We start from the raw sequence: 15,423 nt of genomic DNA, 5'->3' as shown, positions 1-15,423 counted from the left end.
CCCGCGCAGGGGCTGAAGGCCCCCTCCGGATCGCCCGCCACCGGGACGACCTCCCTGTTCGGCGACCCCCAGTGGCCCCGCCGGCCCTGGCGAGCCCCTAATATCATTTCGCGTTCTCCGACGGACCTGGACACCCACTGGCTCGTGTCCGCCGCCCAACGCCCGGTACGACACGACGACGTCCACCGCACGACGATGGAGTCGAGCATCGAGGAGAGGAACGTTCATGCGCGCCCGGAGCATCGCCACGGCCACCGCAACAGCACTGGCACTGGTGGCCGCTCGTGACCTGGTCCAGAAGAAGCACGCACTGCTTCGGAACTTCCCGGTGGTCGGGCACGCCCGGTACCTGCTGGAGACGATCGGGCCCGAGCTGCGGCAGTACATAGTGACCTCCAACGACGAGGAGCGTCCGTTCAGCCGGGACCAGCGCACCTGGATCTACGCGTCGTCGAAGGGCGAGAACAACTACTTCGGCTTCGGCACCGACAACGACGTCGAGCACATGCAGGGGCACGCGTACCTCAAGCAGCGCACGTTCGCCGGCCCGCTGCCCGACGTGCACGACCCGCAGGCCCCGCTGCCCTCGGCGAAGGTGCTGGGCGGGCCGCGCGGGCGCGCCAAGGCGTTCCGGCCGGCGAGTGTGGTGAACATCTCGGCGATGAGCTTCGGCTCGCTCTCCGGCGCAGCGATCACCGCGCTCAACAAGGGTGCGGCGCTGGCGGGCACGATGCACAACACGGGCGAGGGCGGCCTCTCCCCGTACCACCGCAACGGCGGCGACCTCGTCCTCCAGATCGGCACGGCGTACTTCGGCTGCCGCAACGAGGACGGCACCTTCAACATCGACAAGCTCAAGGACGTGGTCGCCGGCGCCCCGGTCAAGGCCATCGAGATCAAGCTCTCCCAGGGCGCCAAGCCCGGGCTGGGCGGGATGCTGCCGGCCGCGAAGGTGACCCAGGAGATCTCCGACATCCGCGGCATTCCGCTCGGCAAGGACTGCGCGTCCCCGTCGCGGCACACCGCCTTCAGCGACGTCGACTCGATGCTCGACTTCGTCGAACTGATCGCCACCGAGACCGGCCTGCCGGTCGGGGTCAAGAGCGCGGTGGGCGAGATGGAGTTCTGGCAGGAGCTGGCCACGCTGATGGCGCGCGGTGACCGCGGTGTCGACTTCGTGACCGTGGACGGCGGCGAGGGCGGCACCGGAGCGGCGCCGCTGATCTTCAGCGACTCGATGTCGCTGCCCTTCCGGATGGGCTTCTCCCGGGTCTACGGCACCTTCGCCGAGCTGGGGCTGACCGACGACCTGACGTTCATCGCCTCCGGCAAGCTCGGCCTGCCCGAGAACGCCGCGGTCGCCTTCGCGCTGGGCGCCGACATGATCAACGTGGCGCGCGAGGCGATGCTGTCGATCGGCTGCATCCAGGCGCAGAAGTGCCACACCGACAAGTGCCCCACCGGCATCGCCACCCAGAACCCGCGGCTGGCCCGCGGTCTCGACCCGACCTCGAAGGCCACCCGGGCCGCCGTCTACCTGCGCACCCTGCGCAAGGAACTGTTGAAGGTCTCGGCGGCCGTCGGCGTCGCCCACCCGGCGCTCATCACCCCCAACGACGTCGAGATCATGAACGGCGACTACGAGGCCCGCACCCTGGCCGGTGTCTACGGCTACAAGGACGGTTGGGGCGAGCTCGGCCCGCACCTCGCCGAGGAGATCACCGCCCTGCTGACCACCGAGCCGGCCGCCGCACCGAAGCCGCTCGTCTGACGCGCCGGCAGCGGCCGGCGCCGTGCCCACTGCTCCCCCGCTCGGAGCAGGTGCGCGGCACCGGCCGGTGTCACCCCCGCCCCCCTGTCCCCGCACAGCCCCTGCCTAGGTGATCACAAAATGCCCGAAAAAGTGAGATTCCAGAGCGTCGTCGGCCCCGAGCTGGCCGGCGCGATCGACCTGCCCGAGGGCGAGATCCGGGGCTGGGGAATCTTCGTGCACGGATTCACGCTCGGCAAGGACTCGCCGGCCGCCTCCCGCGTCAGCAAGCAGCTGGCGCGCGAGGGGATCGGCATGCTGCGCTACGACAACCTCGGCATCGGCGACTCCGACGGCGACTGGGGCGACGGCTCCTTCACCGTCAAGGTCCAGGACACGGTCCGGGCCGCAGCCCTGATGGCGGAGCGGGGAACCCCGGCGGACCTGCTGGTGGGGCACTCCTGGGGCGGCGCCGCCGCGATCGCCGCGGCCGGCGAGGCGACGGGCGTCCGCGCGCTCGCCACGATCGGGGCGCCGGTCGAGCCCAGCCACGTCGAGCGGCAGTACGACGCGGTCATGGACCGCGTGCTCAGCGAGGGTTCGCACGAGTGGTTCGTCGGCGGGCGGACCCTGGTCCTCAAGCGCGCCTTCGTCGAGGACGTCCGCCGCGCCCACCTGCGCGACCGGATCCGCGAGTTGAACCTCCCGCTGCTCGTCCTGCATTCGCCGACCGACCAGACCGTCGACATCGACAACGCCGGGGAGATCTTCCGCGAGGCACGCCACCCGCGGAGCTTCGTGGCGCTGGAGGAGGCGGACCACCTCCTGACCGCACGCGGACAGGCACAGCGGGCCGCCCACATCATCAGCGCCTGGGCCGACCAGTACATCCACGGCGCGCGGCCGGGAGGCAGGACGCCCCGGTGACGCACCGCCCGCTCGGGTAGGGGTGAGGGCAGGGCCGCCGTCGTGCCCTGCCGGAACCGCGCCACGTCAGGCGCCAGTTGGGAGTCCCCGCGTGAGCGATCGGCACACCGCCCCGCAGAGCGAGAAGAAGCCCTTCCTCTACGTCGTCGTGTGCGCCGCGGGGATCGCCGGCGACGTCGGGAAGCTGATCACGGCCGCCCAGGAAGCGCACTGGGACGTCGGCGTCGTCGCCACCCCGCAGGGTCTCGGCTTCATCGACGCGACCGCCGTGGAGGCCCAGACCGGGTTCCCGATCCGTTCGGCCTGGCGCCTTCCCGGGCAGCCCCGGCCCCTGCCGCCCGCCGACGCCATCGCGGTCGCCCCGGCCACGTTCAACACGATCAACAAATGGGCCGCCGGGATCTCCGACACCCTGGCCGTGGGCATCCTGTGCGAGGCGTACGGCTTCGGCATCCCCACCGCCGTCCTGCCCTACCTGAACTCCGCCCAGGCCGCCCACCCCGCCTACGGCCGGAGCCTGGCCCGGCTGCGGGAGATGGGCGTCCTCATCAGCTCGTACGAGCCGCACCAGCCCGCGGCAGGCGGCGGCGCGGACCTGTTCCGCTGGGAAGAGGCACTGGAGCTGCTGACGCCGGAGCTGGCCGGCGGGGGGTGAGCCCCGGGGGGCTCGGGTGCACGCTGCAGCGGAACGCGGCGTCGGGGCACCGCCCGGCCCCCGTGCATGCGGTCCTTTCCGGCGCGGAGAGGGGGGAAGCCGCGGCTCCGGATCTCGCCAAAAAGTGCAGCGGACACGTAAGGTCCCGGCATTCGGAGGATGCCGTGTACGCGAGAACCGGCCTACAGGAGACATGCAGGGAGCTATGGCACAGACTTCCGTGCTGCCGGGGTCGGACCGCATACGACTGCTCGGGCCCGTCCGGTACGTCTCGTCCCGGGGGAACGTGACCCGTCCCGGTGCGCCCGGGCCGCAGACCGTGTTGGCGGCCCTGGCGCTGCATCCCGGCACGCTGGTGACGGTCGACGAGCTGATCGACGGGCTGTACTTCGACGACCCGCCCGCCTCCGCCCGCCGGGTGATCGTCAACTACATCCACCGGCTGCGGACGCACCTGGACCGCGAGGCCCACGGTGCGCCGCCGGGCGACCGCCCCGGGCAGGCGGTGATCGAGACCATGGCCGACGGGTACGTGCTCCAGATCCCCGAGGAGCGGGTGGACGCGCTGGGCTTCGGCCAGCTCGTCGCGTCGGCGCGGCGGCACGCCGACGGCGGGGACCCCGCCGCGGGGGCCGCCTGCGTGGAGGAGGCGTTGGCGCTGTGGCAGGGGCCCGCGCTGGCGGGGCTGCCCGGGCCGTTCGCGCTCGACTGGCGCCGTGCGTTGGGCGAGCAGTTGGCGTCCGCCCTGGAGTACCGGCTGGAGCTGTTGCTGGCGTGCGGACGGCACGCGGAGGCCGTGCCGGACATCGTGCGGGCCCTGAAGACGTACCCCTACCGGGAGCGGCTGCACGGTGCGTTGATGTTGGCGCTGTACCGGTCGGGGCGCGCGGCCGAGGCGCTGGCGGCCTACGACCGGGCCCGTCGCGTGCTCGCCGAGGACCTGGGTATCGACACCGGTCCCACGCTGCGCACCCTGCACGCCGCGATCCTGGCCGGGGACCACGCGCTGCTGCTGCCTCCGGAGCAGGGCGACGAGGACGCCGGGGCGCCTTCGCCGGCCACCGGGGCGGACGCGCCCGCGGCCCTGTTGCCGGCCCAACTGCCGCCGGCTCCGTGTGATTTCACCGGGCGACGGGAGCAGATGTCGGCGCTGGTCTCCGCGTTGACCGCGGGCCAGGCACATGCCGTGGCCGTCGTGACGGGGATGGGCGGGGCCGGGAAGACCGCGCTGGCCCTGCGGGCGGCGCACGCGGTCGCCGGGACCTACCCGGACGGCCAGTTGTACGCGAACCTGCGGGCGCCCGACGGCGCGCCCGCCGAGCCGGCCGAGGTCCTCGCGGGGTTCCTGACCGGGCTGGGGGTGCCCGCCGAGCGGATTCCGGGGTCCCTGGCCGAGCGGGCCGCGCTGTTCCGCACGCTGCTGTCGCCGCGGGCGGTCCTCGTCGTACTGGACAACGCCGGCACCGCGGCGCAGGTGGACCCGCTGCTGCCGGGTGCGGCCCGGTGCGCCGTGCTGGTCACGGGGCGGAGCCTGACCGCGCTGCCCGCCGCGGTCACCGTACCGCTGCGGGGGCTGGGGGCCGACGAGGCCGTCGAACTGATCGGCAGGGTCGCCGGGATCCACCGCATCCAGGAGGAGCCGGACGCGGTGACGGCGCTGGTGACGGCCTGCGGCCGCCTTCCGCTCGCGCTGCGGGCGGCCGGCGCGCGGCTGGCGGCCCGCCCCGGGTGGAGCGTCGCCGCGCTGGTGGAGCGGGTCTCGGACCAGGCGCGGTTGCTCGCGGAGCTGCGGGTGGGCGAGGTGACGGTGGAGGCGGTGTTCGAGATGTCGTTCGCGCAGCTCTCCGCCCGGCACGCCGGGGCGTTCCTGGCCCTGTCGGTGCCGCACTGCACCGAGTTCGACGTGCGGGCCGCGGCGGCGGCCCTGCGGATGCCTCAGCGGGCGGCGGAGGACGTCCTGGAGACGCTGGTGGATGCCGCGCTGCTGGAGACCGGGGCGCCGGGTCGGTACCACTTCCACGACCTGGTGGGGGCGTACGCCCGGCAGAAGGCCCGGGTCGAGCTGCCCGCGTCCGAGCACCGGGCGGTGCTGCGCGGCGCGATCGACTTCCTGTGCGCCGGCGTCGTCGCGGCGGTCCGGGCCACCCAGCCGCTGAGCGGGCCGCTGACCGCGGAGATCCGTCCGCGGCGGACCGCCGAGATCCTGATGTCCGGCGGGCCGGAGGCGGTGCACTGGGTCCGGCGGGTGCTGCCCGTGCTCGCCGCCGTGGTGGAACAGGTCGCGGCCGGCGACGATCCCGAGGCGGTGGCGCTGGCCGTGGACGTGTTGACGCTCGTGCCCTGCTTCGAGGAGGTGCTGCCCCTGGGGTCGTTGGGGCGGGCGGCCGCCGCGCTGCTGCCGGCGGCGTTGGCGCACTGCGGCCCGGACATGATCGGCACCGCCTACTACGCGGCGGGGGCGATCCTCAAGAAGCACCCGGAGGCCGGTTCCCTCCAGTGCGCCCGGGAGTACCTGCGGCAGGTGGTGGCGGTCTTCGGCGACGCGCCCCGGCCCGACGCGGGGCACCGGCCGTTCCTCGCGGTGCTGTTCACCCTCGCGATGCTGGCCCAACTGGAGCTCCAGTTCGGTGACTTCGAGGCGGCCCGCGGGTACGCGCAGCGGTCGGTGGAGTTGGCCGGGAGCACCGGGGACCAGGCACTGGTCGCCCGGCGGCGCACCCTCCTGTTGCAGATCGAGGTGCTGGACCCCGACCGGCGGACGGACCTGGCCGCCATCGGGGCGCAGTGCCGGGAGCTGGCCGGGGTCCTCACCCGCCGCCAGGACGTGAAGTGGCTGATCAGGGTGCTGATGACGGAGGCAGACAGCCTGCTGTACGCGGGTCGGCACGCCGCGGCGGCCGGGCTCTACCTGCGGGTGCTGGCCCAGGCCCGGGCGACCCACCACTTCCGGAACGTGACGGAGTGTCAGTTGCGGTTGGCCGAGGTGATGTTGCTCGTCGGGGACGCCGGGGAAGCGGTGCGGCACGCGCGGGAGGCGTTGGCCGGCGCCCGGGACTCCTGCGAACAGCACCTGCTGGCCCGCAGCCACCAGGTGCTGGGCGAGGCGCTGCGTGCCGTGGGGCGGTGCTCCGAGGGAGACGGCCACCTGGTGCGGGCCGCGAGGCTGTACAGGGAGTTGCAGCGGGACGGGCCGACCGGCACCGCGGTGCCGTGACCCGCTCCCGCCCCGGCTCGGTGCCGGGGCGGGAGCGGGTCAGCGGGCGGATGCGGAGACCGGGTGGGCCGGGCCCGCGCCGCACGCCGGTGCCGGCGTCACCGGGGCGCGCGCTCCAGCCAGTCGGCCAGTACCGGCCCGATCTGGGCGAGCTGCTCCGGGCGGGTCAGTTCGCCGTGGGTGCCGCGTACGGGGGTGGCCGCGATCCGCCCCGTGACGTGGGGCCGCCAGTCGTCCGGCCGGGGCGCGTCCGCGGACTTGCCCTCGGTGGCCTCGAAGAGCAGCACGTCACCCGTGAACGTGCCGGGCACGAAACCGTCCTGGAGTTCGCCGTGGTGCGCGAAGACCCGCAGCATGGCCGAGAGGCCGCGCTCCCCGAGCAGTGCGAGCGGCCCGGCGGGGTCGTCGGCGTCGGGCGACCGGCCCAGCGACGCGAAGAGCGCCTGCCGCAGTTCGACCTCGTCCACCGTCTCCTCCCCGGGGAGCGGAAGGCCCGGCGGGAAGCTGTCCATCAGCACCAAGGAGGCGACTTCCTGGCCGGCTTCCTGGAGCTGGACCGCCATCTCGTGGGCGACCAGGCCGCCGAAGGACCAGCCGAGGAGGGCGTAGGGGCCGTCCGGCCGCACCGTCCGGATCTGCTTCAGGTAGGCCCGCACCATCTCCGCCATGTCGGCCGGGGTGGCGGCCGGTTCGGTCAGTCCGTGGGCCTGGAGGCCGTACACGGGCTGGTCGGGCGGGAGGTGGCGGAGCAGTCCGGAGTACACCCAACTGATACCGGCCGCCGGGTGCACGCAGAACAGCGGGACGGGGGCGGCGGCCGCGCGGGACGACGCGGGGCGCGCCCTGCGCAGGGGGAGGAGCACGGCGAGGGAGTCGTCGCGCCGGTCCCCGGCCAGGCGGGCGCCGAGTTCGGCGACAGTGGGGGCGTCGAACAGGGTCCTGATGTCCACTTCGGCCCCGAGCACCGAGCGGATCCGCCCGATCAGCCGGGTGGCAAGCATCGAGTGGCCGCCCAGCGCGAAGAAGTCGTCGTCGATGCCCACCTCGGGCACGCCCAGCACCTGTGCGAACAGTCCGCACAGGAACTCCTCGCGCACCGTGCGCGGGCCGCGCCGGTGCTCCGCCGCGCCGCCGCCGGGCGCCGGCAGTGCCCGCCGGTCCAGTTTTCCCCGCGAGGTCAGCGGGAGGGCGTCCAGGAGGACGAAGGCGGACGGGACCAGGTGGCGCGGCAGGGTGGCCGCGGCGAAGCGTCGCAGCGCGCCCGGGTCCGGGGGCTGCGGCGCCGGACCGTTCCCGGCGCCGTCGCGTCGGGGCACCACGTAGGCGACCAGCCGGCGGTCGCCGGGTTCGTCCTCCCGGACGACCACCGCGACCTGGTGGACCGCCGCGTGGCCGGCCAGCGCCGTCTCCACCTCACCCGGCTCGATCCGGAACCCCCGGATCTTGACCTGTTCGTCGGCGCGCCCCACGTACTCCAGGGCGCCGTCGGGGGTCCACCGGGCGAGGTCGCCGGTGCGGTACATCCGCTCGCCGGGCCCGCCGAACGGGCAGGCCACGAACCGCTGCGCGGTCTGCGCCGGCCGGCCGACGTACCCGCGGGCCACCCCCGCCCCCGCCAGGTACAGCTCACCGGTCACGCCGGGCGGTACGGGGCGCAGGCCCGCGTCCAGGACGTAGGCGCGGTTGTTGCCCATCGGACGCCCGATCGTGGGCCGTTCGTGGTCGGCGGCCCGGGCGTGGGTGACGTACACCGTGGCCTCGGTGGGGCCGTAGCCGTTGACGGTCACGGTCCCGGTCACCGCCCGCAGATCGCTCCACAGGGCCTGGTCGCACCCCTCACCGCCGAGTTCGATGAGGCGCGGTCGGTAGGGGCGGTCGTCCGACAGCAGTCCCGCCGCCATGAGTTGGCGGCAGAAGGTGGGCGAGACCTCCAGGTAGTCGATGGCTTCGTGGGCGACGTAGTCGGCCAGGGCCTGCGGGTCGCGGCGGGTCTCGTCGTCGACCAGGTGCAGCTCGTGGCCGCCCATCAGCCACAGCACCGGGCACCAGGACGAGTCGAAGGTCAGCGGCCCGGTCAGCGCGGCCCGCAGGCGCCCGGCGTCCGTGGCCTGCGCGCCGTGCACCTCGCCGAGGTGGCCGTGGAAGAGGTTGATCAGGCCCCGGTGCTCCACCGCGACGCCCTTGGGCCGGCCGGTGGAACCGGAGGTGTAGATCACGTAGGCGAGGTGGTCAGGACGTAGCCGTACGGGGCGGTCGGCGCGGGTGGGGTCGGCCGACGGGTAGCCGGCCCGGGTGGAGCGCACGGTCGGGTCGTCGAGCGGCAGGACCGGCAGCGTCGTCGCGCAGTGCGGTCGGATCCGCAGGTCGCCCTCCCCGTCGGTCAGCAGGAGTACGGGGGCCGCGTCCGCCAGCATGAGGCCGAGCCGTTCCACCGGGTACTCCGGGTCCAGCGGGACGTAGCAGGCGCCTGCCTTCAGCACGGCCAGCAGGGCGACCAGGTGCTCGGCGGTGCGCGGCAGCAGGGTGGCCACGTGTTGGTCGGCCACCACGCCCTGGGCCAGCAGCAGCCAAGCGAGCTGGTTGGCGCGGGTGTTGAGTTCCCGGAAGGTCAGCGGGCCGTGCGCGTCGACCAGGGCGGTGGCGTCGGGCGTGCGTCGGGCGTGCTCCTCGAAGACCTCGTGCAGCAGCCGGTCGTCGGGCAGCGCCCGGTCGGTGTCGTTCCACTGCGTCAGGATCCGGGCGGTCTCGCCGGGGCTCAGCAGGTCCACGGCGTCGAGGCGGGTGTCGGGCTCCTCGGTGACCGTGTCGAGGAGCCGCAGCAGCCGCTGGGCCAGGGACTCGACGGTGCGGTGGTCGAACAGGTCGGCCGCGTAGTGCAGCAGTCCGTCGATCCCGCCGGGGCCGCCGTCCGCCGTCGTGCGCTCGACGAAGGTGAAGTCGAGGTCGAACTTGGCCGGGACGGTGTCGAAGGTCCGGGGGGTGAGGGTGGTGTCGGCGAGGCGGAAGGTCGCCTCGGTGTTGTTCTGGAGCACCAACATGGTCTGGAACAGCGGGTGCCGGCCGCCCGTCCGGTCGGGGTTGAGCTGCTCCACGATCCGCTCGAACGGCAGGTCCTGGTGGGCCAGCGCGGCGAGGTCGGTCTCCCGCACCCGTTGCAGCAGCTCGGCGAAGGACGGATTGCCGGCGGTGTCGGTGCGCAACACCAACGTGTTCACGAAGAACCCGACGAGGTCGTCGAGGGCCTGGTCGGTACGGCCGGCGGTGGGCGTGCCGAGGGGGATGTCCGTGCCGGCGCCCAGTCGGGTCAGCAGGGCGGCCACCGCTGCCTGCAACGCCATGAAGACGGTCGCCCCGTGCTCACGGGCGAGCGCGGCCAGGCGCTCGTGCAACGCGGCCGGCAGCTCGAACCGGACCAGGCCGCCTTCGTACGTCGGCTGCGCCGGACGCGGCCGGTCGGCAGGCAGGGCCAACTCCTGCGGCAGGTCGGCGAGCGTCCGCGCCCAGAACTCCGTCTGCTCCGCGCCGACTTCGGCCAACAACTCCCGCTGCCACAACGTGTAATCGGCGTACTGCACCGGCAACGCCGCCCACTGCGGAGCCTCACCGGACAACCGCGCCTGGTAGGCCGCCGACAGGTCCCGCAGCAAAGGCGTCTCGGACCACCCGTCACTCGCGATGTGATGCAACGTCAACAGCAGGACGTGCGCGTCGGCGCCGTACGAGAACAGCGTGACCCGCAGCGGCACCTGCGACGCCAACGCGAAGGGCGCGAAGGCGGCCTGTTCGATCAGGGTGGACAGGTCGTCGTGGTCGCACGGTACGACGGAGAGGTCCACCGTCGCCTGCTCGGGCGACAGCACCTGCTGGAAGGGCTCCCCCTCCACCGCCGGATACACCGTCCGCAACGCCTCGTGCCGCGCCACCACGTCACCGACCGCCGACCGCAACGCCACCACGTCCACCGGACCGTCGATGCCGAACGCGAACGGCGCGTTGTACGTCGGACTCTGCTCGAAACGATCCAGGAACCACAACCGCTGCTGCGCCGACGACAACGGCAACACCTCCGGCCGCCGACGCACCGCAAGCGCCGGACGCGCCACCACCCCCTCCTGCGACAACCGCTCCACCAAACCGGCCACCGTAGGCGCGGCGAACAACGCCCGCACCCCCAACTCCACACCCAACACCGACCGAATCCGACCGATCAACCGCGTCGCCTTCAGCGAATGCCCACCCAACGCAAAGAAATTATCCTCAGGCAACACCCTCGCCACACCCAACACCTGCGCAAACAAGCCACACAACAACTCCTCCCGCACCGAACGCGGCCCCCGCACCACACCACCCTCAGCGCCAGACACCACCGACGCCGCCTCACGACGCTCCACACCACGAAGCAACTCAGCACGACGCTCCCCACTACGCCGCAACAACGTCCGCTCCTGCTGATCGGACTCAAAGACGCCAACCGTCTCCACCCCCGCCTCCGGATCCCCCGTCACCGCATCCACCACCCGCACGAACAGACGGTGCAGCAACTCGGCCGTGGCCGCGTCGAAGAGATCGGTGGCGTACTGGAGCACGCCCGAGATGCCGGCCGGGTTGCCGTCGGCGTCCCGCTGCTCCGTGAAGCTCCAACCGAGGTCGAACTTGGAGGGAGCGACGTCGAGGGGTTGCGGGGTGATGCGGGTGTCGGGGAGGTCGAGGCTGGCCCGTGCGTTGTTCTGGAGCACCAACATGGTCTGGAACAGCGGGTGTCGGCCGCCCGTCCGGTCGGGGTTGAGTTCCTCCACGATCCGCTCGAACGGCAGGTCCTCATGCCCGAACGCCGCCAGATCCGCCTCCCGCACCCGCTGCAACAACTCCGCGAACGACGGATTGCCCGAGGTGTCCGTACGCAACACCAACGTGTTCACGAAGAACCCGACCAGATCGTCCAGAGCCTGGTCCGAACGCCCCGCCGTCGCCGTCCCCAACGGAACGTCGCCCCCCGCACCGACCCGCGACAACAACACCGCCAACGCCGCCTGCAACGCCATGAAGACCGTCGCACCGTGTTGACGGGCGAGCGCGGCCAGGCGGTCGTGCAACGCGGCCGGCAGTTCGAACCGGGCCAGGCCGCCTTCGTACGTCGGCTGCGCCGGACGCGGCCGGTCGGCAGGCAGGGCCAACTCCTGCGGCAGGTCGGCGAGCGTCCGCGCCCAGAACTCCGTCTGCTCCGCACCGACTTCGGCCAACAACTCACGCTGCCACAACGTGTAATCGGCGTACTGCACCGGCAACGCCGCCCACTGCGGACCCTCACCGGACAACCGCGCCTGATAGGCCGCCGACAGATCCCGCAACAAAGGCGCCTCGGACCACCCGTCACTCGCGATGTGATGCAACGTCAGTAGCAGCACGTGCGCGTCGATTTCGGAGGAGAACAGCGCGACCCGCAGCGGCAGCTCCGACGCCAACGCGAAGGGGGTGAAGGCGGCTTCGTGGAGGAGGGCGGGCAGGTCATCGCTGGCGCACTGCACCACCTCGACTTTGGCGGCTGCCTGCTCGGGCGGCAGGACGCGTTGGAAGGGCTCCCCGTCGACGTCGGGGAAGAGCGTGCGCAGGGTCTCGTGGCGGGCCACGACGTCCTCGATCGCCCCTTGCAGTGCGTCCACGTCCACCGGGCCCTCGATACGGAAGGCGAACGGCGCGTTGTACGTCGGACTCTGCTCGAAACGATCCAGGAACCACAACCGCTGCTGCGCCGACGACAACGGCAACACCTCCGGCCGCCGACGCACCGCAAGCGCCGGACGCGCCACCACCCCCTCCTGCGACAACCGCTCCACCAAACCGGCCACCGTAGGCGCGGCGAACAACGCCCGCACCCCCAACTCCACACCCAACACCGACCGAATCCGACCGATCAACCGCGTCGCCTTCAGCGAATGCCCACCCAACGCAAAGAAATTATCCTCAGGCAACACCCTCGCCACACCCAACACCTGCGCAAACAAGCCACACAACAACTCCTCCCGCACCGAACGCGGCCCCCGCACCACACCACCCTCAGCGCCAGACACCACCGACGCCGCCTCACGACGCTCCACACCACGAAGCAACTCAGCACGACGCTCCCCACTACGCCGCAACAACGTCCGCTCCTGCTGATCGGACTCAAAGACGCCAACCGTCTCCACCCCCGCCTCCGGATCCCCCGTCACCGCATCCACCACCCGCACGAACAGACGGTGCAGCAACTCGGCCGTGGCCGCGTCGAAGAGATCGGTGGCGTACTGGAGCACGCCCGAGATGCCGGCCGGGTTGCCGTCGGCGTCCCGCTGCTCCGTGAAGCTCCAACCGAGGTCGAACTTGGAGGGAGCGACGTCGAGGGGTTGCGGGGTGATGCGGGTGTCGGGGAGGTCGAGGCTGGCCCGTGCGTTGTTCTGGAGGACGAACATGGTCTGGAACAGCGGGTGTCGGCCGCCGGACCGGTCGGGGTTGAGTTCCTCCACGATCCGCTCGAACGGCAGGTCCTCATGCCCGAACGCCGCCAGATCCGCCTCCCGCACCCGCTGCAACAACTCCGCGAACGACGGATTGCCCGAGGTGTCCGTACGCAACACCAACGTGTTCACGAAGAACCCGACCAGATCGTCCAGAGCCTGGTCCGAACGCCCCGCCGTCGCCGTCCCCAACGGAACGTCGCCCCCCGCACCGACCCGCGACAACAACACCGCCAACGCCGCCTGCAACGCCATGAACATCGTGACTCCCTGACCGCGGGCCAGGGACTCCAGGCGGTGGTGGAGTGCGGCGGGGAGGCCGAAGTGGAGCAGGCCGCCCGCGTGGGTGGGGTGTTCCGGGCGCGGCCGGTCGGTGGGCAGGACCAGTTCCTGCGGCAGATCGGCGAGCGTTCGCGCCCAGAACTCCGTCTGTTCCGCGCCGACTTCGGCCAACAGCTCACGCTGCCACAACGTGTAGTCGGCGTACTGCACCGGCAACGCGCGCCACTCCGGCGCCGCTCCCGACAACCGCGCCGCGTAGGCCGCCGACAGGTCCCGCAACAGCGGCACCTCCGACCAGCCGTCACTCGCGATGTGATGCAACGTCAGCAACAACACGTGCGCATCGGCATCGGCGGAGAACAGCGCCACCCGTAGCGGCAGTTCCGTCGACAAGGCGAACGCCCGGAACGCCTCGTCGTGGAATCGCCGGGTGATCTCCTGCGCGGGGCACTGCACGACGGAGAAGTCCACCGTCGCCTGCTCGGGTGACAGCACCTGCTGGAAGGGCTCCCCCTCCACCGCCGGATACACCGTCCGCAACGCCTCGTGCCGCGCCACCACGTCACCGACCGCCGACCGCAACGCCACCACGTCCACCGGACCATCGATGCGGAAGGCGAACGGCGCGTTGTACGTCGGACTCTGCTCGAAACGGTCCAGGAACCACAACCGCTGCTGCGCCGACGACAACGGCAACACCTCCGGCCGCGGACGGGGCAGCACCGCCGGACGCGCCGCCACCCCGTCCGCGGTCCGGGCCGACAGCCGCTCGGTCAGGCGCGCCACGGTGGGCGCGCCGAACAGTTCCCGGATCCCCAGTTGCACGCCGAGCACGGAGCGGATCCGGCTGAGGAGCTGAGCGGCCTTGAGGGAATGGCCGCCCAGGGCGAAGAAGTTGTCGTCCGGCGCCACGCTCGGCACCCCGAGCGTCTGCGCGAACAGGCCGCACAGCAACTCCTCCTGCACCGACCGCGGACTCTGCGACTGGCTCATGACGCTCCCTTGAAGATCCGGAAATGGGTTCGGTTGCTAAAGCGCCGGCTTCGGCGTCAGGTCGGTCCAGTGCGTGTCGATGTAGTCCAGGCACGCCTGGTGGCCGGTTGCGCCGTGGGCCACGGTCCAGCCCATGGGGGGTGCCAGCCGGGCCGGCCACAGGGAGTGCTGCTGCTGGTCGTTGGTGAGGACCAGGTAGGTCCCGTCGGCGTCTTCGAAGGGGTTCGTCACCGCGTGGGTGTCCTTTCCGGTGGAGCAGGGCGGGGGAAGGTCGGGCTGCGGGGTGCGGCGGGGCCGGGCGGCCTCAGGCACCGGCAGTGGACGGCACGGTGGACGCCGTCGTGGTCAGCGCGGGGATGTGCAGCGGCAGCCGGCGCCAGATCTCGGGGGTGTAGAAGTGGCCGCCGGGCAGGACGTCGTGCTGGTAGGGGCCCGTGGCGACCCGGCGCCACTGGTTGCCGGCGTCCCCTTCGATGACGGCGTCGTCGGTCGCGGAGAGCATCTGCACCGGGATGCTCACGCGGGCGTCGGGCGTGTAGCGGAAGGTGTCCCGGACCTGGATGTCGGCCCGCATGAGTTCCACCGCCATCTCCTGGAGGTCGGGGTCGTCCAGGACGTGCGCCGGCATCAGGCCGTTGGTGCGCATCCAGTCCAGCAGCGCGCCGTCGGTGTCCTGGCGGGCGGGGAACATGTCACGGGGCGTCAGGCCGCGGTCGGGGGCGTTGCACGAGGAGACGATCAGCTTCTCGGGCAGCGGTCCGCCGTCGCACTCGATGCGACTGGCCACGTCGAACGCCATCCAGCCGCCCATGCTGTGGCCGAACAGGACGTACGGCCCCTGCACGGCGGAGAGCACGGCCTGTGTGGTGTCGGCGGCCAGTTCGTCCCAGTCCGTCGCGCAGGGCTCCAGGAACCGCCCCTCACGGCCGGGGTAGCAGATGGCGGAGAGGGCCGTGTCCTCGGGGAGGCAGTCGCCCCAGGCGTGGTATGGCCCGGTGCCGCCGCCGCAGAAGCCCAGGCAGATGAGCGTGTGCGAGGTCCGCTCGGTCCGCTCCTTGATCCGGATGACGGTGGTGTCCTGTCGTCCCTGGGTGTGTCCGGCCATGATGGC

7 protein-coding genes are annotated in these 15,423 nt (G+C 72.2%); 4 read left to right on the top strand and 3 right to left on the bottom strand.

The window, feature by feature from the left end; all coding sequences use genetic code 11:
* Window positions 1–226: 226 nt before the first annotated feature.
* The 4 genes from ABD385_RS16650 to ABD385_RS16635 all read left to right on the top strand — a co-directional run bounded on the left by ABD385_RS16650 (window position 227) and on the right by ABD385_RS16635 (window position 6,546).
* On the top strand, window positions 227–1,771 hold the full coding sequence (locus ABD385_RS16650) for an FMN-binding glutamate synthase family protein (RefSeq protein ID WP_344576405.1): 1,545 nt from the start codon (window positions 227–229) through the stop codon (window positions 1,769–1,771).
* A gap of 132 nt (window positions 1,772–1,903) precedes the next feature.
* On the top strand, window positions 1,904–2,677 hold the full coding sequence (locus ABD385_RS16645; protein ID WP_344576403.1) for an alpha/beta hydrolase family protein: 774 nt from the start codon (window positions 1,904–1,906) through the stop codon (window positions 2,675–2,677).
* A 91-nt stretch (window positions 2,678–2,768) separates the two neighbouring features.
* Window positions 2,769–3,332 carry a flavoprotein gene (locus tag ABD385_RS16640; RefSeq protein ID WP_344576401.1) on the top strand — a complete coding sequence of 188 codons (564 nt, stop codon included), beginning with the start codon at window positions 2,769–2,771 and terminating at the stop codon, window positions 3,330–3,332.
* Window positions 3,333–3,537: 205 nt separating this feature from the next.
* On the top strand, window positions 3,538–6,546 hold the full coding sequence (locus ABD385_RS16635; RefSeq protein WP_344576400.1) for an AfsR/SARP family transcriptional regulator: 3,009 nt from the start codon (window positions 3,538–3,540) through the stop codon (window positions 6,544–6,546).
* 98 nt (window positions 6,547–6,644) lie between these two features.
* Here ABD385_RS16635 and ABD385_RS16630 read toward each other — a convergent pair whose 3' ends face one another.
* The 3 genes from ABD385_RS16630 to ABD385_RS16620 form a co-directional block, all read right to left on the bottom strand.
* Window positions 6,645–14,312, bottom strand: coding sequence for an amino acid adenylation domain-containing protein (locus ABD385_RS16630; protein WP_344576399.1), 7,668 nt, complete (start codon window positions 14,310–14,312; stop codon window positions 6,645–6,647).
* 36 nt (window positions 14,313–14,348) lie between these two features.
* On the bottom strand, window positions 14,349–14,543 hold the full coding sequence (locus ABD385_RS16625; RefSeq protein ID WP_344576396.1) for an MbtH family protein: 195 nt from the start codon (window positions 14,541–14,543) through the stop codon (window positions 14,349–14,351).
* Window positions 14,544–14,616: 73 nt separating this feature from the next.
* Window positions 14,617–15,417 (bottom strand): thioesterase II family protein, encoded by an 801-nt coding sequence (locus ABD385_RS16620; protein WP_344576393.1) that lies wholly within the window; start codon window positions 15,415–15,417, stop codon window positions 14,617–14,619.
* Between the last annotated feature and the right edge of the window lie 6 nt (window positions 15,418–15,423).

The organism is Streptomyces lunalinharesii (assembly GCF_039532155.1).
GTDB lineage: Bacteria > Actinomycetota > Actinomycetes > Streptomycetales > Streptomycetaceae > Streptomyces > Streptomyces lunalinharesii.
Note: the sequence above shows the minus strand (reverse complement) of the source record. Positions and strands in the feature narration are given on the sequence as shown.

Bases quoted from the DNA above. Each gene is read 5' to 3' on its own strand.
- ABD385_RS16650 (WP_344576405.1), top strand. From the start codon at position 227: ATGCGCGCCCGGAGCATCGCCACGGCCACCGCAACAGCACTGGCACTG.
- ABD385_RS16620 (WP_344576393.1), bottom strand. From the start codon at position 15,417: ATGGCCGGACACACCCAGGGACGACAGGACACCACCGTCATCCGGATC.
- ABD385_RS16630 (WP_344576399.1), bottom strand. From the start codon at position 14,312: ATGAGCCAGTCGCAGAGTCCGCGGTCGGTGCAGGAGGAGTTGCTGTGC.
- ABD385_RS16635 (WP_344576400.1), top strand. From the start codon at position 3,538: ATGGCACAGACTTCCGTGCTGCCGGGGTCGGACCGCATACGACTGCTC.